The sequence below is a fragment of the Embleya sp. NPDC005971 genome, assembly GCF_040629175.1.
GTDB lineage: Bacteria > Actinomycetota > Actinomycetes > Streptomycetales > Streptomycetaceae > Embleya.
The window spans coordinates 1-21,415 of the sequence record NZ_JBEXUX010000091.1 but is presented as its reverse complement, the minus strand read 5'-3'; the positions used below and the strand labels follow the sequence as shown (position 1 = coordinate 21,415).

Annotated in this window: 17 protein-coding genes; 15 read left to right on the top strand and 2 right to left on the bottom strand. The window is 72.5% G+C overall.

The genetic code is table 11. The annotated features are described in order from the left end of the window. Window positions 1-30: 30 nt before the first annotated feature. On the bottom strand, window positions 31-534 hold the full coding sequence (locus tag ABZ374_RS43385; RefSeq protein ID WP_355535963.1) for a transcriptional regulator: 504 nt from the start codon (window positions 532-534) through the stop codon (window positions 31-33). Between the two features lie 385 nt (window positions 535-919). Between ABZ374_RS43385 and pyrR the strand changes: the two genes are divergently transcribed. The 13 genes from pyrR to ABZ374_RS43320 all read left to right on the top strand — a co-directional run bounded on the left by pyrR (window position 920) and on the right by ABZ374_RS43320 (window position 14,703). After that, window positions 920-1,555, top strand: a complete 636-nt coding sequence (gene pyrR, locus ABZ374_RS43380; protein WP_360323187.1) for a bifunctional pyr operon transcriptional regulator/uracil phosphoribosyltransferase PyrR — start codon at window positions 920-922, stop codon at window positions 1,553-1,555. 3 nt (window positions 1,556-1,558) lie between these two features. After that, complete coding sequence (locus ABZ374_RS43375) at window positions 1,559-2,566, top strand: aspartate carbamoyltransferase catalytic subunit (RefSeq protein WP_360323185.1); 1,008 nt, start codon at window positions 1,559-1,561, stop codon at window positions 2,564-2,566. After that, window positions 2,563-3,849, top strand: coding sequence for a dihydroorotase (locus tag ABZ374_RS43370; protein WP_360323183.1), 1,287 nt, complete (start codon window positions 2,563-2,565; stop codon window positions 3,847-3,849). Before ABZ374_RS43375 ends, ABZ374_RS43370 begins: the two co-directional genes overlap by 4 nt. Next, window positions 3,846-4,469, top strand: a complete 624-nt coding sequence (locus ABZ374_RS43365; RefSeq protein WP_360323181.1) for a hypothetical protein — start codon at window positions 3,846-3,848, stop codon at window positions 4,467-4,469. Before ABZ374_RS43370 ends, ABZ374_RS43365 begins: the two co-directional genes overlap by 4 nt. 5 nt (window positions 4,470-4,474) lie before the next feature. Next, window positions 4,475-5,608 carry a glutamine-hydrolyzing carbamoyl-phosphate synthase small subunit gene (carA, locus tag ABZ374_RS43360; protein ID WP_360323211.1) on the top strand — a complete coding sequence of 378 codons (1,134 nt, stop codon included), beginning with the start codon at window positions 4,475-4,477 and terminating at the stop codon, window positions 5,606-5,608. Beyond that, on the top strand, window positions 5,601-8,912 hold the full coding sequence (gene carB, locus ABZ374_RS43355) for a carbamoyl-phosphate synthase large subunit (protein ID WP_360323179.1): 3,312 nt from the start codon (window positions 5,601-5,603) through the stop codon (window positions 8,910-8,912). The genes carA and carB overlap by 8 nt, the downstream gene beginning before the upstream one ends. An 8-nt stretch (window positions 8,913-8,920) precedes the next feature. Continuing rightward, entirely contained in the window at window positions 8,921-9,772 is an 852-nt protein-coding gene (locus ABZ374_RS43350) for a dihydroorotate dehydrogenase electron transfer subunit (RefSeq protein WP_360323177.1), read from the top strand. After that, window positions 9,772-10,797: a dihydroorotate dehydrogenase gene (locus ABZ374_RS43345; protein ID WP_360323175.1), complete on the top strand. Its 1,026-nt coding sequence runs from the start codon at window positions 9,772-9,774 to the stop codon at window positions 10,795-10,797. Before ABZ374_RS43350 ends, ABZ374_RS43345 begins: the two co-directional genes overlap by 1 nt. Before the next feature lie 156 nt (window positions 10,798-10,953). Beyond that, the gene (pyrF, locus tag ABZ374_RS43340) at window positions 10,954-11,649 is read left to right on the top strand and encodes an orotidine-5'-phosphate decarboxylase (RefSeq protein ID WP_360323173.1); all 696 of its coding nucleotides are present in this window, start codon (window positions 10,954-10,956) and stop codon (window positions 11,647-11,649) included. A gap of 523 nt (window positions 11,650-12,172) precedes the next feature. Continuing rightward, window positions 12,173-12,496: an integration host factor, actinobacterial type gene (mihF, locus tag ABZ374_RS43335; protein WP_026218483.1), complete on the top strand. Its 324-nt coding sequence runs from the start codon at window positions 12,173-12,175 to the stop codon at window positions 12,494-12,496. Window positions 12,497-12,524: 28 nt separating this feature from the next. Next, complete coding sequence (gmk, locus tag ABZ374_RS43330) at window positions 12,525-13,082, top strand: guanylate kinase (RefSeq protein ID WP_360323209.1); 558 nt, start codon at window positions 12,525-12,527, stop codon at window positions 13,080-13,082. Window positions 13,083-13,160: 78 nt separating this feature from the next. Then, a complete protein-coding gene (gene rpoZ / locus ABZ374_RS43325) occupies window positions 13,161-13,424 on the top strand; it encodes a DNA-directed RNA polymerase subunit omega (RefSeq protein ID WP_020551792.1) in 264 nt (87 codons plus the stop codon). Between the two features lie 220 nt (window positions 13,425-13,644). After that, window positions 13,645-14,703 carry a TIGR03617 family F420-dependent LLM class oxidoreductase gene (locus tag ABZ374_RS43320; protein ID WP_360323170.1) on the top strand — a complete coding sequence of 353 codons (1,059 nt, stop codon included), beginning with the start codon at window positions 13,645-13,647 and terminating at the stop codon, window positions 14,701-14,703. 18 nt (window positions 14,704-14,721) lie between these two features. Here ABZ374_RS43320 and ABZ374_RS43315 read toward each other — a convergent pair whose 3' ends face one another. Beyond that, on the bottom strand, window positions 14,722-18,462 hold the full coding sequence (locus ABZ374_RS43315) for a hypothetical protein (RefSeq protein WP_360323168.1): 3,741 nt from the start codon (window positions 18,460-18,462) through the stop codon (window positions 14,722-14,724). Window positions 18,463-18,663: 201 nt separating this feature from the next. Between ABZ374_RS43315 and coaBC the strand changes: the two genes are divergently transcribed. Together coaBC and metK are read left to right on the top strand one after the other, a co-directional pair. Then, window positions 18,664-19,872, top strand: coding sequence for a bifunctional phosphopantothenoylcysteine decarboxylase/phosphopantothenate--cysteine ligase CoaBC (gene coaBC, locus ABZ374_RS43310; RefSeq protein ID WP_360323166.1), 1,209 nt, complete (start codon window positions 18,664-18,666; stop codon window positions 19,870-19,872). A gap of 231 nt (window positions 19,873-20,103) precedes the next feature. Beyond that, window positions 20,104-21,297 carry a methionine adenosyltransferase gene (metK, locus tag ABZ374_RS43305; RefSeq protein ID WP_360323164.1) on the top strand — a complete coding sequence of 398 codons (1,194 nt, stop codon included), beginning with the start codon at window positions 20,104-20,106 and terminating at the stop codon, window positions 21,295-21,297. Window positions 21,298-21,415 lie beyond the last annotated feature (118 nt).

Genomic DNA, 21,415 nt, shown 5'->3' with positions numbered 1-21,415 from the left:
GCGTAGCGGTCACGCTCCGTGCATCACGGGTTACGCGTTGTTCTGGTTCTCCACGGCGCGGCGAGCCTCCGGGTTGAGCACGCCCCACCCGATCAACTGCTCGGTCAGCACGCTCGGCGACTGGTCGTAGATCACGGCCAGCGTGCGCAGGTCGTCCTGACGGATCGACAGCACCTTGCCGTTGTAGTCGCCGCGCTGGCTCTGGATGGTCGCCGCGTAGCGCTGCAGCGGACCGGCCTGGTCGGACGGAACGGTCTGCAGCCGCTCCAGGTCCAGGACCAGTCGCGGCGGCGGCTCGGCCGCGCCGTTCGGGGTGCCGCCGGGCAGCAGTTCCTGCACCGGGACGCCGTAGAAGTCGGCGAGCTCGGCCAGGCGCTGCACGGTTACCGCACGGTCGCCGCGTTCGTACGAACCGACGACGACGGCCTTCCAGCGGCCCTGGGACTTCTCCTCGACGCCGTGCAGGGACAGGCCCTGCTGGGTCCGGATCGCGCGGAGCTTCGCCCCGAGCTGCTTGGCGTAGTCGCTGGACATCTCGCTCCCAATACAGGTGACTGACCGTGAAGGTCCACCGGTGGTTGGCCGAACCGATGGGGTGGCTACCTCCGGGCCGGCTTTCTGTACCTCGAACTCTCCCCGAAGCTGCGAGGTTCGGCACGTCGCGACTGTCGCGTTTGGCCCGGTGGTGACTCATTGTGAGGTTACGCAGAGTAATTTGCGTCCGTCAAGCCGAACGGCCTACAAAGCCGGATTCGCGCAGGTGAGAGGCGCCTTTGCTCCACTTTCGCCCCGGCTCGATCCGCGCGCTCTTCCGGTCCGGGCCGCCGAAAGACTGATGATGTTGGCTGATACTGTGAGGGACGTACCCCGACGTCCTTTAAAGCCCGTCCTGTGAGACGGGGAAGGAGGTCTGTTTTCCATGACAGCACCTGGCAACACCCCCGGCGGCACGTCGGCCGCCCGTCCCAAGGACCTCGACCCGGCCACCGCCCGCGCGGTCCTGGACGCCTCGGACATCAACCGGGCCCTGACCCGGATCGCGCACGAGATCGTCGAACGCGCCAAGGGCGCCGACGACGTCGTGCTCTTGGGCATTCCGACCCGAGGCGTGGCCCTGGCCCGCCGACTGGGCGAGCGACTCGCCTCGATCGAGGACGGCGCCAAGGTCCCGATCGGCGCACTGGACATCACCATGTACCGCGACGACCTCCGGCTCGGTCCGGCCCGCGCGCTGGAACGCACCGAGATCCCGGCCGAGGGCATCGACGGCAAGCTCGTCGTGCTGGTCGACGACGTGCTCTTCTCCGGCCGCACCATCCGCGCCGCGCTGGACGCGCTGAACGACATCGGCCGCCCGCGCGCGGTGCAACTGGCCGTCCTGGTCGACCGCGGCCATCGCGAACTCCCGATCCGCGCCGACTACGTGGGCAAGAACCTGCCCACGTCGCTGCGCGAGACCGTCAAGGTCCACCTCGCCGAGTACGACGGCCGCGACGCGGTCCTGCTCGGCACCCGCGCGGCCGACCCCGCCGCTCCCACCGACGCGGAGAAGTAGCCAGTGAAGCGCCACCTGATCTCGGCCGCGGACCTCACCCGCGACGACGCCATCCTGATCCTCGACACCGCCGAAGAACTCGCGCACATCGCCGAGCGGCCGATCAAGAAGCTGCCGACGCTGCGCGGCCGCACCGTGGTCAACCTGTTCTTCGAGGACTCCACCCGCACCCGCATCTCCTTCGAGGCCGCCGCCAAGCGGCTGTCCGCGGACGTGATCAACTTCTCCGCCAAGGGCTCCTCGGTCTCCAAGGGCGAATCGCTCAAGGACACCGCGCTGACCCTGCAGGCGATGGGCGCCGACGCGGTGGTCATCCGCCACCACGCCTCCGGCGCGCCGCACCGCCTGGCGGGCTCCGGCTGGCTGCGCGGCTCGGTGGTCAACGCCGGCGACGGCACCCACGAGCACCCCACCCAGGCGCTGCTCGACGCGTTCACCATGCGGCGCAGGCTGGCCGGCGGGCGCGGCGACCTCGAAGGCCGCCGAATCACCCTGGTGGGTGACGTCCTGCACAGCCGGGTGGCCCGCTCCAACGTGCTCCTGCTGGCCACCCTGGGCGCCGAGGTGACCCTGGTCGCGCCGCCCACGCTGCTCCCGATCGGCGTGGAGAGCTGGCCCTGCACGGTCTCCTACGACCTGGACGCGCCGCTGCCCAAGAGCGACGCGGTGATGATGCTGCGGGTGCAGCGCGAGCGGATGAACGCCGCGTTCTTCCCCACCGAGCGCGAATACTCCCGCCGCTACGGTCTGGACCTGCGCCGGATGGCGATGCTCCCCGAGCACGCCATCGTGATGCACCCCGGCCCGATGAACCGAGGCATGGAGATCGCCGCCGAGGTCGCCGACTCGACCCGCTCGACCATCGTCGAGCAGGTCACCAACGGCGTCAGCGTGCGGATGGCGGTCCTGTACCTGCTCCTGGGCGGCAACGAACCGGCCCTGAGCGCCCCCAGCACCAGCACCCCCCACAGCGCGAGCAACGCCACCGGCACCGAGGAGAGCACCAAGTGAGCACGTACCTGATCAAGGACGCCAAGGTCCTCGGGGGCGACGCGTCCGACGTGCTCATCCGCGACGGCGTGATCGCCGGGATCGGCGCCGGGCTCGCCGCCGACGGCGCCACCGTGATCGAGGCCGCCGGGCAGATCCTGCTGCCGGGCCTGGTCGACCTGCACACCCACCTGCGCGAGCCCGGCCGCGAGGACGCCGAGACGGTCGCCACCGGCGCCGACGCGGCGGCCCTGGGCGGTTTCACCGCGGTGCACGCGATGGCCAACACCGACCCGGTCGCGGACACCGCCGGCACCGTCGAGCAGGTCTGGCGGCTCGGCCAGGAGACCGGTCGTTGCGACGTGCACCCGGTCGGCGCGGTCACCGTGGGCCTGGGCGGCAAGCGACTGGCCGAACTGGGCGCGATGGCCGACTCGGCCGCGCGCGTGCGGGTGTTCTCCGACGACGGCAAGTGCGTCGACGACGCGGTGATCATGCGCCGCGCGCTGGAATACGTGAAGGCGTTCGACGGTGTGGTCGCCCAGCACGCGCAGGAGCCCCGGCTGACCGAGGGCGCCCAGATGAACGAGGGCACCGTCTCCGGCGAACTGGGCCTGCGCGGCTGGCCCGCGGTCGCCGAGGAGTCGATCATCGCCCGCGACGTGCTGCTCACCGCGCACGTCGGCTCGCGCCTGCACGTGTGCCACGTCTCCACCGCGGGCTCGGTGGAGATCCTGCGCTGGGCCAAGTCCAAGGGCTGGAACGTCACCGCCGAGGTCACCCCGCACCACCTGCTGCTCACCGACGAACTCGTGCGCAGCTACGACCCGGTCTACAAGGTCAACCCGCCGCTGCGCACCGCCGCCGACGTCACCGCGCTGCGCGAGGCGCTCGCCGACGGCACCATCGACGCGGTCGCCACCGACCACGCCCCGCACCCCAGCGAGGACAAGGACTGCGAGTGGGCGGTCGCCGCGATGGGCATGCTCGGCCTGGAAACGGCCCTGGCGATCGTCCAGGAGACCATGGTCGACACCGGCCTGCTCGACTGGGCCGGCGTCGCCGACCGGATGTCCGTGCGCCCCGCCGCGATCGGCCGACTGGAGGGGCACGGCCGCCCGATCGAGGTCGGCGAGCCCGCCAACCTGGTGCTGGTCGACCCGAGCACACGGCGTACGGTCGAACCGTCCGAACTCGCCTCGCGCAGTCGTAACACCCCCTACGCCGGACTGGAACTCCCCGGCAAGGTGGTCGCCACGTTCCTGCGCGGCGTACCCACGGTGATCGACGGGAAGCTCGCGTGACCTCAGGCACGGCCCCCCACGACCTGCTGCTGTTCGCCGCCGACCAGAAGTCGGCGGAGGTGACGAACTGGAGCGGTCGCCTCCTCTGGATCGGCATCTGCCTCCTCTTCGTGCTCGGCGTCTACCTGCTCATGTGGCGCGCCTGGAAGAAGCGCGCCAAGCGCCAGGCGACGCTGCCCGCGCTGCCCACCGCGCCCGAGGCCGCCGCCGCGCCGCTGCTGCCGCCGCTGGTCGGCCGCTACTTCGGCAGCACCACCGCCGGCAACTGGCTGGACCGGGTGGTCGCGCACGGCCTGGGCACCCGCAGCCCGGCCGAGCTGACCCTGCGCCCGGACGGCCTGCTGGTCGAGCGCCCCGCCGCGACCGACTTCTTCGTACCCGCCGCGGCACTGACCGGGGTGCGACACGAGAAGGCCATCGCCGGGAAGGTGCTGCCCGAGGGCGGCCTGCTGGTGATCACCTGGACGCACGGCGACGGCTCGCTCGACTCGGGCTTTCGCAGCGACCACCCGGACGAGCACGACGCGTGGATCGAGACCATCACCCGGCTGATCGCCGGAGAACTGCCGGCGACCGCCGGCTCGGCTGTACGGAACCACCAGGAAGGATCGGTCACGTGACCGCAATGACCGGACGGGCCACGACGCCTGCGGTGCTCGTCCTCGAGGACGGGCGCACGTTCCGCGGCAGCGCCTACGGCGCGGTGGGGGAGACGTTCGGCGAGGCGGTGTTCTCCACCGGCATGTCGGGCTACCAGGAGACCCTGACCGACCCCTCGTACCACCGCCAGGTCGTCGTGATGACGGCCCCGCACGTCGGCAACACCGGCGTCAATGACGAAGACCCCGAATCCTCCCGGATCTGGGTCTCCGGCTACGTCGTCCGCGACCCCGCCCGAGTGCCCTCCAACCACCGCTCGCGCCGCTCGCTCGACGACGAACTGGTGCGCTACGGCGTGGTCGGGATCAGCGGCATCGACACCCGCGCGCTGACCCGGCACCTGCGCGAGCGCGGCGCGATGCGGGTCGGCATCTTCTCCGGCGACGCCGCCCGACAGGACGAGGCCGCGCTGCTGGAACGGGTGCGCACCAGCCCCGAGATGGCCGGCGCCGACCTCGCCGAGCAGGTCAGCACCGACGCCGCCTACGTGGTCCCCGCGATCGGCGCCAAGCGCTTCACCGTCGCGGCGCTGGACCTGGGCATCAAGGGCATGACCCCGCACCGGATGGCCGAGCGCGGCATCGAGGTGCACGTGCTGCCCGCGACCGCCACGCTGGAGCAGATCAACGCCGTCGCCCCCGACGGCGTGTTCTTCTCCAACGGCCCCGGCGACCCGGCCACCGCGACCCACCAGATCGAGCTGCTGCGCGCCGTGCTGGACCAGGGCACCCCGTTCTTCGGAATCTGCTTCGGCAACCAGTTGCTCGGGCGCGCGCTGGGCTTCGGCACCTACAAGCTCAAGTACGGCCACCGCGGCATCAACCAGCCCGTGCAGGACCGCACGACCGGCAAGGTCGAGGTCACCGCGCACAACCACGGCTTCGCCGTGGACGCGCCGCTGGACACCGTCTCGGACACCCCCTACGGGCGCGCCGAGGTCAGCCACGTGTGCCTCAACGACGACGTCGTCGAGGGCCTGCGGCTGCTGGACCGACCCGCGTTCAGCGTGCAGTACCACCCGGAAGCGGCGGCCGGACCGCACGATTCCGCCTACCTGTTCGACCGTTTCGTGACGCTGATGGAGACCAAGAGTGCCTAAGCGCAGCGACCTGAAGTCCGTCCTGGTCGTCGGCTCGGGCCCGATCGTCATCGGCCAGGCCGCCGAGTTCGACTACTCCGGCACCCAGGCGTGCCGGATCCTCAAGGCCGAGGGCCTGCGGGTGATCCTGGTCAACTCCAACCCGGCCACGATCATGACCGACCCGGAGATCGCCGACGCCACCTACGTCGAGCCGATCACCCCCGACTTCGTCGAGAAGATCATCGCCAAGGAGCGCCCCGACGCGCTGCTGCCCACCCTGGGCGGGCAGACCGCGCTCAACATCGCGGTCTCGCTCAGCGAGAACGGCGTGCTGGAGAAGTACAACGTCGAGCTGATCGGCGCCAACCTCGACTCGATCCAAAAGGGCGAGGACCGCGACCTGTTCAAGGGCGTGGTCGAGCGGGTTCGGGAGAAGATCGGGCACGGCGAGTCGGCCCGCTCGGTGATCTGCCACTCGATGGAGGACGTGCTCGGCGGCGTCGAGACGCTCGGCGGCTACCCGGTCGTGGTCCGCCCCTCCTTCACGATGGGCGGCGCCGGCTCCGGCTTCGCGCACGACGAGGAGGACCTGCGCCGGATCGCCGGCCAGGGCCTGACCCTGTCGCCGACCACCGAGGTGCTCCTGGAGGAGTCCATCCTCGGCTGGAAGGAATACGAACTCGAGCTGATGCGCGACAAGCACGACAACGTCGTGGTCGTCTGCTCGATCGAGAACTTCGACCCGATGGGCGTGCACACCGGCGACTCGATCACCGTGGCGCCCGCGATGACGCTGACCGACCGCGAGTACCAGATCCTGCGCGACGTCGGCATCGCGGTGATCCGCGAGGTCGGCGTGGACACCGGCGGCTGCAACATCCAGTTCGCGATCAACCCCGAGGACGGCCGGGTGATCGTGATCGAGATGAACCCGCGCGTCTCCCGCTCCTCGGCGCTGGCCTCCAAGGCGACCGGCTTCCCGATCGCCAAGATCGCCGCGCGGCTCGCCATCGGCTACACGCTGGACGAGATCCCCAACGACATCACCAAGGAGACCCCGGCCAGCTTCGAGCCCTCGCTCGACTACGTCGTGGTCAAGGTCCCGCGCTTCGCCTTCGAGAAGTTCCCGGCCGCCGACGACCGCCTCACCACCACGATGAAGTCGGTCGGCGAGGCGATGGCGATCGGCCGCAACTTCACCGAGGCGCTGAACAAGGCGCTGCGCTCGCTGGAGAAGAAGGGCTCGCAGTTCGACTTCGTCTCCGAGGTCGGCGCCAAGGACGAACTGCTGAGCACGGCCGAGAAGCCCACCGACGGCCGGATCAACGTGGTCATGGACGCCATCCGCGCGGGCGCCACGCCCGAGGAACTGTTCGAGGCCACCGGGATCGACCCGTGGTTCCTGGACCAGATGTACCTGATCCACGAGATCGCCGGCGAGGTCCGCGACGCGGCCGAGCTGACCCCCGAGGTGCTGCGCCTGGCCAAGCGGCACGGCCTCTCCGACCTGCAGATCGCGGCGATCCGCGGCATGCGCGAGGAGGTCGTGCGCGAGGTGCGCCAGGCGCTGGGCGTGCGTCCGGTCTACAAGACTGTGGACACCTGCGCCGCCGAGTTCGCCGCGCGCACCCCGTACCACTACTCGTCCTACGACGAGGAGACCGAGGTCGCGCCGCGCACCAAGCCGGCCGTGATCATCCTGGGCTCCGGGCCGAACCGGATCGGGCAGGGCATCGAGTTCGACTACTCGTGCGTGCACGCCGCGTTCGCGCTGCACGACGCCGGCTACGAGACCGTGATGGTCAACTGCAACCCGGAGACCGTCTCCACCGACTACGACACCTCCGACCGGCTCTACTTCGAGCCGCTCACCCTGGAGGACGTGCTGGAGATCGTGCACGCCGAGACCCAGGCCGGACCGGTCGCCGGGGTCCTGGTGCAGCTCGGCGGGCAGACCCCGCTGGGGCTGGCGCAAAAGCTCAAGGACGCGGGCGTGCCGATCGCGGGCACCTCGCCCGAGGCGATCCACCTCGCCGAGGAGCGCGGCGCGTTCGGCCGGGTGCTGGCCGAGGCCGGCCTGCTCGCGCCCAAGCACGGCACCGCGTTCTCCTTCGGCGAGGCCAGCGCGATCGCCGCCGAGATCGGCTACCCGGTGCTGGTGCGGCCCTCGTACGTGCTCGGCGGGCGCGGCATGGAGATCGTCTACGACGAGCCCTCCCTGGCCACCTATCTCGAACAGAACGCCGGCCTGGTCAGCGACCACCCGGTGCTGGTCGACCGCTTCCTCGACGACGCGATCGAGATCGACGTGGACGCGCTCTACGACGGCGAGGACCTCTACCTCGGCGGCGTGATGGAGCACATCGAGGAAGCCGGCATCCACTCCGGCGACTCGGCCTGCGCGCTCCCGCCGATCACCCTCGGCGCACACGACATCAAGCGGCTGCGCGCGGCCACGCTGGGCATCGCCCAGGGCGTGGGCGTCCGCGGACTGATCAACATCCAGTTCGCGCTCTCCGGCGACATCCTCTACGTCCTGGAGGCCAACCCGCGCGCCTCGCGCACCGTGCCGTTCGTGTCCAAGGCGACCGCAGTGCCGCTGGCCAAGGCCGCCGCCCGCGTCTCGCTCGGCGCCACGATCGCCGAACTGCGCGCCGAGGGCCTGCTCCCGGCCGAGGGCGACGGCGGCACGCTGCCGATGGACGCGCCGATCGCGGTCAAGGAGGCGGTCCTGCCCTGGAACCGCTTCCGCGACACCAAGGGCCGCGGCGTGGACACCGTGCTCAGCCCGGAGATGCGCTCCACCGGCGAGGTGATGGGCATCGACGCGGTGTTCGGCACCGCGTACGCCAAGTCCCAGGCCGGCGCCTACGGTTCGCTGCCGCTCAAGGGCCGCGCGTTCGTCTCCTTCGCCAACCGGGACAAGCGCTCGATGGTGTTCCCGGTCAAGGCCATGCACGACATGGGCTTCGAGATCCTGGCCACCGAGGGCACCGCCGAGGTGCTGCGCCGCAACGGCGTGCCCGCCACCGTGGTGCGCAAGCACAGCGAGGGCGCCGGGCCGCAGGGCGAGCCGACGATCGTGCGGATGATCCACGACGGCGGCGTCGAGCTGATCGTCAACACCCCGTTCGGCACCGGCGGCCGCCTCGACGGCTACGAGATCCGCACCGCGGCGGTCACCCGGGGCGTCCCGTGCATCACCACGGTGCAGGGCTTCGCCGCGGCGGTGCAGGGCATCCAGTCGCTGATCGCCGGCGACATCGGGGTGCGCTCGCTCCAGGAGCACGCCGACCACATCACGTCCCACCGAAAGGGCTGACGACACCGATGGCACTTCCCCTGCAGGTGCAGGCGGAGATCGTCGGCCGCGAACCCGCGGGCGCGTACCACCGCATGGTGCTGCGCGCCCCCGGGATCGCCGCCCGCGTCGAACCCGGTCACTTCGTCGCCGTGGCGATCGGCGGCGTGGACTCGGCGATGTTGCTGCGCCGCGCGTTCTCCATCCACCGCGCCGACCCGGCCGCGGAGACGATCGACGTGGTCTTCGCCGAGGCCGGCCGCGGCACCCGTGAGTTGGCCCGGCTGCGGGTCGGCGACAGCGTGAACGTGGTCGCGCCGCTGGGCACGCCGTTCCCGCTGCCGGCCGAGCCGGTCAGCGCGGTGATGGTGGCCGGCGGCTACGGCAGCGCGCCGATGTTCGCGCTCGCCGAGCGGATCGTGGCCGAGGGCGGCTCGGTCGCCTTCGTGCTCGGCGCGGCGACCGCCGCCCGGTTGTACGGCGTGGACCAGGCGCGGGCGATCACCGAGGACGTCGTGGTCACCACCGACGACGGCTCCGAGGGCGTGCGCGGCTTCGTCACCGGACCGCTGCCCGAGGTGCTCACCGCCGTACAGGCCGGCGTGGTCTACGCGTGCGGGCCGATGGGCATGCTGCGCGCGGTCACCGAGCTGGCGGACGCGCACGAGGCGCGCGTGTTCACCGCGGTCGAGGAATCGATGGCGTGCGGCGTCGGGGTATGCATGACATGCGTGCTCCCGGTGGTCGGCGACGACGGGGTCAGCCGGTTCGTCCGCTCGTGTGTGGACGGCCCGTGCTTCGACGGCACCAAGGTGCGCTGGGACGACGTCGGTACGATTCCGGCGGACATCGAGGGCGCAGCGGCGATGGGAGCGCACTGATGACCGACGCGTACGGCGGTTTCGCCGACAACGACGACGCGGACGACTTCGACGAGCCGCCGCCGTCCACGATCATGCTGCCCGGCGGCGGCATCGACCTGGCCACCCGGCTCGGCTCGACGCTGCTGCCGAATCCGGTGACCACGGCCTCGGGCTGCGCCGGCTACGGCAAGGAATTGGCCAAGTTCTTCGAGCCGGCCGCGATCGGTGCGGTGGTCACCAAAACGATCATGCCGTACCCGCGTTCGGGTCGGGCCACCCCGCGGATGGCCGAGACGCCGTCCGGGATGCTCAACTCGATCGGCCTCCAGGGCCCGGGCATCGACGCCTTCGTCGAGCGCGACCTACCCTGGCTCGCGGCGCGCGGCGGACGCACCATCGTGTCCATCGCGGGCGGCCACGTGGACGACTTCGTGGCGCTGGCCGAGCGGCTCAAGGGCGCGCCCGGCGTGGTCGGCATCGAGGCCAACATCTCGTGTCCGAACGTGGCCAACCGGGGCCAGGTGTTCGCCTGCAACCCGGCCACGTCCTACGACGTGATCCGCGCGGTCCGCGACGCGACCGACCCGCTGGTGCCGGTGCTGGCCAAGCTGTCGCCGGACGTGACGTCGATCGTGGACATCGCCCGGGCGTGTGTGGAGGCGGGCGCGGACGGCCTGTCGATGATCAACACGCTGCTCGGCATGGTGATCGACACCGACACGATGAAGCCGGTCCTGGCCGGCGTCACCGGCGGGCTCTCCGGCCCGGCGGTGCGGCCGGTCGCGGTGCGCTGCGTCTACCAGGTGCACGCGGCGATGCTGGACGGGCAGATGGCGCAGGTGCCGATCGTCGGCATGGGCGGCATCCGGACCGGCCTGGACGCGCTGGAGTTCATCCTCGCGGGCGCGGCGGCGGTCTCGGTGGGCACGGTGATCTTCAACGACCCGTCGGCGCCGGTGCGGATCCTGGACGAGTTGCGCGCGGCGCTGATCGCCCGGGGCTTCGGTTCGCTGGAGGCGGCGATCGGGTACGCGCACCGCTGAGCGGTTTCGGTGGACGAGGGTGATGCCGGTACGGACGGGGTTCGTGCCGGCATCGCCGTGTCCGGCGGGGCTCGGACGGGGCTCGAACGGCGGCGCGGGCGGGAACTCGGGCGGGGACGGGTACGAATTTTCGATGGCGACGAGAGTGGGATTTCGATGAGCAACCTCGCACCCGTGGCGGTGGCCCTGGACGCCCCGGACCTGGACCGCGCGATCGCGTGGGCCAAGGCCGTGGGCCCGCACGTGAGCACGGTCAAGGTCGGCCTGGAGGTGTTCCTGCGGGACGGCGCGGACGCGGTCTCGGGCGCGCGCGAGGCCAGCGGCGGGCGGGATGTGTTCCTGGACCTGAAGCTGCACGACATCCCGAACACGGTGGCCGGTGCGGTGCGTTCGGTCGCGCGGCTGGCGCCGACGTATCTGACCGTGCACGCGAGCGGCGGCAGCGCGATGATCCGCGCGGCGGCGGACGCGGCGCCGGAGGTGAACATCGTCGCGGTGACGGTGCTGACCTCGATGGCCGAGGAGGACCTGGCGGCGATCGGTCTGGCGGGGCCCTCGATCGAGGCGGCCCGACGGCTGGCCGGGCTCGCGGTCGCGGCCGGGGCGCGCGCGATCGTGTGTTCGCCGCGTGAGGTCGCGGCGGTGCGCGCCGAGGTGGGCCCGGGCATCGTGCTGATCACCCCGGGGGTGCGGCCGGCGGGCGCGGCGCTCGGCGACCAGAGCCGGGTGGCCACGCCCGAGCAGGCGTTGGCCGACGGCGCGGACCTGCTGGTGATCGGGCGGCCGATCACCGGCGCGGCGGACGTGGGCGAGGCGGCCCGCGAGATCGGCGCGGGTCTGGCGGCGCGCTAGCGCGCCGCGCCTGCCGGTGCGGACCGCTGCGATGCACGCCACGCGAACATCGGGCGGCGCGCGGATGCCGCTGTGGCGTCCGTGTGGAGCCCGGCGGCCCCGGACGGGCCACGGGAGGCCGAGTGGGGCCGGCGGGCGCCCCGGGGGCCGCCCCGGGCCGCCGTGACGGCCCTGCCGGGTGGATCGGCGGGCTCGATCGGGCAGGTCGTCGGGCACGGGCGGGGCGGTCGGGCCACCGGGCGCAAGAGCGCCGGGAGGGGGTGTGGAGGCGCGGACGCACCCGCGGACCGCCCCGAAGTCGTCCGACGCTCCGTCAGGTTCGGGTTTTGCCGCAGGTAGCCGGGCTTTTCCGATCGATTCGGGCGACGCGGACCGATTCGCCGACTAGGCTCCCTCGTGAGCCGGCCCGGTGGAGTGTCGCGCGTTGCCGCGAACGCTCTGACCAGCTAGGTTCCACTGTTTGTTGGTGGCCGTCCGAGCCGGGCGGCCTTGAGGATCGCAACGAAGTCCGAGGTGACACGGCGTGGCTCTCCCACCCCTGACCCCCGAAGAACGCGCGGATGCGCTCGCTAAAGCCGCTGCGGCTCGGCGGGAGCGCGCCGAGGTGAAGAACCGGCTCAAGAACTCCGGTGCTTCGCTCAGCGACGTCATCAAGGAGGGCAAGGACAATCCGGTCGTGGGCAAGATGAAGGTATCGGCCCTCCTGGAGTCCCTCCCCGGCGTCGGCAAGGTGCGCGCCAAGCAGCTCATGGAGAAGCTGAACATCTCCGAGACCCGGCGCGTCCGCGGTCTCGGCACGAACCAGATCGCAGCACTCGAACGGGAATTCGGTGGCTCCGCGTCCTGACGCGGGCGCCGGCAACGATCCCCGTACCGTGCACGGCACCCGTCGACTCACCGTGCTCTCCGGCCCCTCCGGGGTCGGCAAGAGCACGGTGGTCGCTGACCTGCGCCGCCGTCACCCCGAGGTTTGGCTGTCTGTGTCCGCGACCACACGTAAGCCCCGTCCAGGGGAGACCGACGGTGTGGAGTACCACTTCACCGACGGCGATCAGTTCGACAAACTGGTCGCCTCGGATGAACTGCTCGAATGGGCCGAATTCGCCGGGAACCGATATGGGACCCCGCGACTGCCCGTGCTCGAACGGCTTGACGCCGACGTTCCCACCCTGCTCGAAATCGACCTGCAGGGCGCTCGGCAGGTACGACAGGCGATGCCCGAGGCACGCCTGGTGTTCCTCGCCCCGCCCTCGTGGGACGAATTGGTCCGCCGTCTGGTGGGCCGGGGGACCGAATCCCCCGAGGTCATCGAGCGGCGCCTGGCCGCCGCGAAGGTCGAGTTGGCCGCGGAATCCGAATTCGACATGACGCTGGTCAACACGTCCGTCGAAGACGTCGTACGCGAACTGCTAGCCTTGATGAACGTATCTTGATCGTCCGGGCTGCCCGATAGCCGACAGGCAGCCCGACTTTCACCCACAGCTTTCACAGCTTTTCGAAGGGCCCCCGCCTTGTCAGCTTCTTCCACCGCACCCGAGGGCATCATCAACCCGCCCATCGACGAGCTCCTGGAGGCGACCGACTCCAAGTACAGCCTCGTCATCTACGCGGCGAAGCGTGCTCGGCAGATCAACGCCTACTACTCGCAGCTCGGCGAGGGCCTGCTGGAATACGTGGGTCCGCTCGTGGACACGCACGTGCACGAGAAGCCGCTGTCGATCGCGCTGCGCGAGATCAACTCGGGCATGCTGACCGCCGAGCCCATCGAGGGCTGAGCGAGTCACGCGACTCGACGGCGCCGTATCTGCGCTGTATCGCTGAACTGTTCGACGTGTTGGGCCCGACGGTGTTCCGTCGGGCCCTTCGCGCGTTCCACGCGGGTCGCCCCGTACCCGACGTGTCCCGCCGGTGCCTTGACCCTTCGGCGCGGATGGCGTACCTCTGAGCGGCGACCCGCGCGCGACGTGCGGGTGATCCGGAGGGTGGGGCGACGAGGTGGACCGGATCGAGAGCGGCGCGGACGCGCCGAAGGCGGGCCGGCGGGTGCTGCCGGTGGACACGTTGCTGGACGCGCCACTGAGCCGCGCCGGCGACCGGGCCCGGGAACTGGCCGAGGCGGGCTTCGACGGGGTGTTCACCTTCGAGGGCCCCACCGACGTGTTCCTGCCGCTGGTGCCGGCCGCCGCGGCGGGGGTGGACATCATGACCAACATCGCGGTGGCCTTCCCGCGCAGCCCGACCCACCTCGCGCACACCGCGTACGACCTGCACCTGGCCTCGCAGGGCCGGTTCCGGCTCGGCCTGGGCACCCAGATCCAGGCACACATCGAACGCCGGTACGGCGCCAAGTGGTCGCGCCCGGTGGCCCGGATGGCCGAGACGCTGCGCGCGGTGCGCGCGGTGCTCACCTGCTGGCAGCGGGAGACGCCGCTGGACTTCCACGGCGAGTTCTTCGACCTCACGCTGATGCCGCCGACGTTGCGACCGGGACCCAATCCGTACGGGCTGCCGCCGCTGCTCGCGGGCGGGGTGGGCCGGCGGATGATCACCATGGTCGCCGAACACGCGGACGGCCTGCTGGTCCACCCGCTCAACACCGACCTCTTCGTGCGCGGCCCGGTCACCGACGCGGTCGACGACGGCCTGGTGCTGTCCGAGCGCGGCCGGGACGAGTTCTCGGTGATGCTCGACGTGATCGTCGCCGCCGGGCGGACCGAGGAGGAGATGCGGGCCGCGCTGAAGGGGGCCAGGGCGATGGTCGCGTTCTACGCCTCCACGCCCGCCTACCGGCCGGTGCTCGACGTGGAGGGCTACGGGCCGTTGCAGGCCGAGTTGCACGCGCTGATCCGGGCCGGCCGCTGGCCGGACATCCCGCACGCGATCGACGACACGCTGCTCGGCCGGGTGGTGGCGATCGGCGAACCCAAGGACGTCGCGGCCCAATTGGCCGCACGTGCCCACGGGGTCGCCGACCGCCTCGGGTTCTACCTGCCCTACCGGGCCGACCCGGCGTGCGTGTCCGAGGTGCTGGACGAGCTGCGGGCGCTCACCTGAGGCGGGCGGCGGGTCCCTCTAGCCCAGTCGTCCCACCGCGCGGCGCAGGCGCTTGAGGTCGCGCAGGCGGCGTTCGTAGCCGGCGCCGATCACGATCAGGAGCAGGCCCGCCGTGCCCAGGATCGCCCAGCGCGGCACCGCGTCGTAGACCGGCGCCAGGTGCGGCGCCAGGTGCACCAGCCCGACCGCGGTCAGCACCGCCGCGCCCAGGAACAGCGGCGCCTGGAGTCGGAAGCGGGCGCCGACCAGGAGCGTGGCGATCGCCGCCGCGCCCAGCAGGCTGGGCCGGATCGGCTCGGTCTGGCCCACCGCGAGCGGCAACGAGGGCAGCAGCAACAGCGCGAGCGACCCGCCGTACGCCGCCCACGAGTTGGTCTCCGGACGGGCCCGCCGGCGCAGCAGGCCCTCGGCCAGCAGGGCGAGGCCGAGCGGGACCGTGTACGCCTCGGGGTGGGTGACGTCGAACAGCGCCAGACGCAGCCAGTAGGCGGCGAACAGCAGCGGCAGCGCGGCACGTCGGGCGGGTGTGCGCAGCGGACCGGCCGGGGTGGTCGCCGCGGCGAGGCCGGCCCCGGCCAGGGCGAGCCAGCTCTGCTCGGGAGCCGCGGCGACGGTGGCGATACCCGCGGCGAGCAGGCCGACCGCGGCGGCGAGCGTGGCCGCCGGATCGGGGCGGGGGAGCCGGGCGACGGCGATGTACAGGAGGGCGGCCGTGCCCACCGCCGCCAGGACGCTCACCGCGTTCGTCGCGTCGAGGCGATGCAGCGTGGCCGGCACCGTCGCGGTGCACGACAGGACGGTGGCGGGAGCCCAGAGCGGACGAGCCTCGCCGCGCCCGCGCAGCGCGCTGTGCAGCGTGCCGGCGGTGACCACGGCGAGGGCCACCGGGAGCAGGCCGCCGGACTCGGCGATCGAGACGGCCGCCGCGAACACGGCGATCCCCTCGATCGTGATCGCGGCCATCGGCAGATCGTGCAGGTACGTGGCGACCACCAGCAGGATCACCGCCGCGCACGCGCCGGCCACCGCTTGGCCGGGCCCGCCGACGTCGAGCCGGTAGAGCGTGGCCGCCGTGGTGGCGTACGACAGGACCGCCGTCGCGGGCGCCCATCCCGGTCGCAGCCACGTGCGGCCGAACACCGCGCCGCACAGGGTGGCCGCCGCCGCGATCGCGAACGCGACCGGCGAGGTCTCCCGACCGATCAGCAGGGCGCCGACCAGGGCCGCGCCCGCGGTGCCTTCGAGGGTCGGGGCCAGGCCGGGCCGGCGGGCGCAGCCGAGGGCGAGCGGGAACAGCAGGGCGGCGGCGAGCACGGCGGCGAGCACGGTGTCGGGCCGATCCGCGCCGAGGGCGTGCGTGCCGGCCGTGATCGCGCCGACCCAGCTCAGGGCGGCTGCCCCGGCCCAGGCCGGCCGGGTGCCGGGCAGGTCGCGGAGGGCGCCGACCACGCTCACCGCGAGTCCTGCGGCGAGGGCCGCGGCGAGGTGGCCCGGGGCGCGGGAGGCGGCCAGGGTGCCGATCACCCAGCCGGCGCCGCCGACCAGGGTCAGGGCGCGGGTCGTCGGGGCGGTGGGGCGCAGGGTCAGGGCGATCAGGGTGACCAGCGCGAAGAGCAGGGTCGGGGCGAGCGCGACGAACGCCGTCGAGGCACCCGAGTGCGCCGCGGTCATCGCCGCGTCGACGCCGGCGAGCGCGAGGGCGAAGGCGGCTGCGAGCGGCCGGACCAGGGGACGGACGGGGAACGGGGCGGGCGGCTTCGGGGCGTCGGTCGGGCCGTCGCCGGCCGGGGCGTACGGGTCGGCGTCGTCGCCGTCGGCGTTGGTGTCGCCGTCGGTTTCGGTGGCGGGCGACACGTGGGGCGTGACGTCGCCGGCGCCCGGCGTACCGCCTGCGGTCGTGGTGTCCCGTTGTGCCGACGAGGCGGTCGGCTCGGTGGGATTGGCAGTGCTTTGTGTCGATACGTGATCACCGCCTGCCGCGGGTGCCGGGCTCGGCTCGGCGCTGCGGCGTCCCGGCGACAGGACGGCGGTGATCGTGAGGCCGGCGGCGACCACCGCCCACACCACGATCGACGTGAGCGGATGCGCCGTCGCCCACACCAGGGCCAGAGCGCCGTGGGCAAGCCCGACCAGGGGCAACAGCGGCCGGATCCGCCAGGCGCAACCCCAGCCGACGGCCGCCGCCAGATGCCAGCCCAGCGCCGCCCACAGCGGCAGATCCAGGGCCGGCGGCCCGACCACGAGCAAGCCCTCGACGACGATCGCGCCGGTCACCAGGACCGGTGTCCGCCCGGGCCGGCCGCGCAGCAGGGTGCCGGCGGTCAGCGCGACCAGCGCCGCCGCCGGCAGCAGTACCAGCGGCGCCAGGCCGAAGTCCCAGGTATCGGTCGGCATGATCGCGCTCCGGCTGCCGGCGTCGGCCGAGCCGAGCTGCCACGCCCGGCGCGGCCAGGACAGCGGACCGCCCAGCGCCACCGCCGGCGCCGCGAGCACCCAGAACGCGGGCGCCACCGTCAGCGGTACGAGCACCGCGAGCGGCCCGGCCCGGAAGTCGCGCGGCACCACGAACAGCGGCGCCATCGCGACCAGGACCACGACCAGCAGCGCGACGCCCGTCCACGCGATCGGCAGCTCCGAATCCTCGCCCGAGGGCCGGGTGGCGAGCAGCAGGGCCGCGGCCGCGAGCGAGCCGGCCATCGCACTCGCCGACGCCAGGTGGCGCACGACGGGCGCCCGGCGCAGCACGAACGCGATCCCGCCGGCGATCGCGGCGAGCCCGAGCATGGTGCCCGCCGACGCGCCGCTCGCGCCCTCGGCGAAGGTCAGCGCGACCGCGGTCAGCCAGTAGCAGAGCACGCCGACCTCGGCGACGATCCGCAGGCCCCGCGCGGCCTCGGCGTAGACCCGGCGCAGCAGCACGACGTCCGCGGCCGCCTGGAGGCCGAGCCCGATCGCGAGCGGCAACAGCGACGCGCGGCCCACCCCGAACCAGGCGATCAGCAGCGGCAACGGACCCTGGAGCAACAGCGCCGCCGAGATCCGCAACGCGCGCAACGGCGCCACCATCGAGCCCAGCGCCGCCGCGCCGCCGACCGCGAGCAGGGTGACCGCCGCGACCGGCAGCGCGCTCGCGTCGCGCACGCCGGCCAGGTCGGCGGCCCAGGCCGCGTAGCCGTCGAGCAGGCCCATGGCCACGGTCAGGGCGGCCATCGCCTCGGCGGTGGCGGGCAGTTCGCGCCGCTCGGCGAGCGTGGTCCCGGTCGCGGCCAGCACCAGTGCGAGCGCCATCACCAGGGCCCGGCCGCCGGTGCCGGTGCGATTCCAGGTGACCGCGACGAACACCACCGCGGCCAGCACCACGAGCAGCACGCCCGCGCCCAGCACGATCCGGGCCACCCGGCGCCGCCCGACCTCGGCCGACTCCCGAACCCGATCGGCCGCCGGGCGGGCGGGAGCGGCCGGGGTCGGCGGCACCGGCGTCGGCGCCGCGGGTGGGGTCGGCGTGCGGACCGGCGGCGTCGCGGCCGGCACGGACGGGCGGCTGAGCCACTGCTGCGCCTCGGCCCGCATGCGCTGGAGCAGGTGCTCGCGCCGGCGCAGCAGTTGCGCCGCCGACACGCCGAGCTGCCACAGTTGATCCGCAGCCGGCCCGGTCAGTTTGATCGCGCACCCGGGGCAGCGCTCGGTGCGCGGCATCCGGAGTTGTCGCGCACAGCCCGGACACCGCGTGGCGTCGTCCAGCAGCCGCTCGTTCGACATCGACGTCATCTCCCCCGATGGACTCCCGGCCTCCGATGCTGGCAGCGCCGCCCGGGCGCGACATCCGTACTCGTACTCAGGTCCCGGTCGACTTCCGGCCGCCGGCCCGGCCGACACGCGATCGAGCCGTCCGAGGCGGTGTCGTAGGCTCGCCGTGCCGGTCGGAACACGGGCCGGTCGCGACGAGGCCCAGGAGCAGCGATGAGTACCGGATCCCGACCCCGTGTCGTCCTCGGCGTCGCCGGCGGCATCGCCGCGTACAAGGCGTGCGAACTGCTGCGCAGGTTGACCGAGTCCGGGCACGAGGTCCGGGTGGTGCCGACCGAGTCCGCGCTCAACTTCGTCGGCGAGGCAACCTGGTCGGCGCTGTCCGGGCAGCCGGTGGCCACGGGGGTGTGGGACGCGGTGCACGAGGTCCCGCACGTCCGGATCGGCCAGCACGCGGACGTGGTCGTGGTCGCGCCGGCGACCGCCGACCTGCTCGCCAAGGCCGCGCACGGACTCGCCGACGACCTGCTCACCAACACGCTGCTCACCGCGCGCTGTCCGGTGATCTTCGCGCCGGCGATGCACACCGAGATGTGGGAGCACCCGGCCACGGTGGACAACGTCGCGACGTTGCGCAGGCGCGGTGCGATCGTGATCGAGCCGGCGGTGGGTCGGCTGACCGGCAAGGACACCGGCAAGGGCCGGCTGCCCGACCCGGAGCAGATCTTCCAGGTGGTCCGGCGCACCCTCGGGCGCGGCGCGACCCGGCCCGATCTGGTCGGCCGGCATGTGCTGGTCAGCGCCGGCGGCACCCGCGAGCCGCTGGACCCGGTCCGCTTCCTGGGCAACCGCTCGTCCGGCAAGCAGGGCTACGCGCTCGCCCGCACGGCGATCGCCCGGGGGGCCCGGGTCACCCTGATCGAGGCCAACACCGGCCTGCCGGACCCGGCCGGGGCCGACGTGGTGCACGTGGGCACCGCCCTGGAACTGCGCGACGCGGTGCTCAAGGCGGCCGAGGACGCGGACTGCGTGGTGATGGCCGCGGCCGTCGCGGACTTCCGTCCGGCGACCCGGGTCGACGGCAAGATCAAGAAGACCGACGCCGAACCGGAGCCGATCGCGCTGGTGAAGAACCCGGACGTCCTCGCCGAACTCGCCCGCGACCGGCTCCGGCCCGGCCAGGTCGTGGTCGGCTTCGCCGCGGAGACCGACGACGTGCTCGCCAACGGCCGCGCGAAGCTCGCCCGCAAGGGCTGCGATCTGCTCGTGGTCAACCGGGTGGGCGAGGAACTGACCTTCGGCACCGACGTGAACGAGGCGATCGTGCTGGCCGCCGACGGCAGCGAAACGCCGGTTGCGCACGGCCCGAAGGAGGATCTGGCGGACGTCGTGTGGGACCTCGTGGTGCCCCGTTTCGCCTAGTTCTCGTGTCCCGTTTCGGTGGGTTCGGCAGCCGGTCGGAACAGTCGATCGCGCCGGGTTCACACAAAGTGAGCAACGCCACGCCGTCCATGTCTTGGGACACCCAGTCCCAGGGCGGGGGTCGGGGGGATAAACTCGGCCCCAGTATTCGGTGGACCCGCCCGTCCCGACCTGTCCGGACGGTCCGGGTCCACCTGCCAGCCAGCAGCCGCTGCAACCCCAGGGAGCGATGTGTCCCGCCGTCTGTTCACCTCTGAGTCCGTGACCGAAGGTCACCCGGACAAGATCGCCGACCAGATCAGCGATTCCATCCTGGACGCGCTCCTCAAGGAAGACCCCAAGAGTCGGGTCGCCGTCGAGACGCTGATCACCACCGGTCAGGTGCACGTGGCCGGCGAGGTCACGACGCAGGGCTACGCCGACATCCCCACGATCGTGCGCGAGCGCGTCCTGGAGATCGGCTACGACAGCTCGAAGAAGGGCTTCGACGGCGCCTCGTGTGGCGTCTCGGTGTCCATCGGCGCGCAGTCGGCCGACATCGCGCAGGGCGTCGACACGGCGTACGAGAACCGGGTCGACGGCGACGAGGACGAGCTGGACCGCCAGGGTGCGGGCGACCAGGGCCTGATGTTCGGCTACGCGTGCGACGACACGCCGGAGCTGATGCCGCTGCCGATCACGCTCGCCCACCGGCTGGCCAATCGCCTGGCCGAGGTGCGCAAGAACGGGACCATCCCCTACCTGCGCCCGGACGGCAAGACTCAGGTCACCATCGAGTACGACGGCGACCGCCCGGTCCGCCTCGACACGGTCGTGGTCTCCTCGCAGCACGCGGCCGACATCGACCTGGACTCGCTGCTGGCGCCGGACATCCGCGAGTACGTGGTGGAGCCGGAGCTGTCCGGCCTGGGCATCGAGACCGAGGGCTACCGCCTCCTGGTCAACCCGACCGGCCGGTTCGAGATCGGCGGCCCGATGGGCGACGCCGGGCTCACCGGTCGCAAGATCATCATCGACACCTACGGCGGCATGGCCCGACACGGTGGCGGCGCGTTCTCGGGCAAGGACCCGTCGAAGGTGGACCGCTCCGCCGCGTACGCGATGCGCTGGGTGGCCAAGAACGTGGTGGCCGCCGGGCTGGCCCGCCGTTGTGAGGTGCAGGTCGCGTACGCGATCGGCAAGGCCGCGCCGGTCGGCCTGTTCGTGGAGACGTTCGGCACCGAGGCGGTGCCGGTGGAGGCCATCCAGGCCGCCGTGAACACCGTGTTCGACCTGCGCCCGGCCGCGATCATCCGGGACCTGGACCTGCTCCGCCCGATCTACGCGCAGACCGCGGCGTACGGCCACTTCGGCCGGGACCTGCCGGACTTCACGTGGGAGCGCACGGACCGCGTGGACGCGCTCAAGGCCGCCGCGGGGGTCTGAGCCCCCGGCTTTCGCAGCACTTTCGCCGCCGGCCGCGACGCGGACCCTTCGGGGTTCGCGTTCAAGGCACAGGCCGACGGGGCCGTCGAGGTGGTCGGCCTGTGGTCGCACTTCGCCT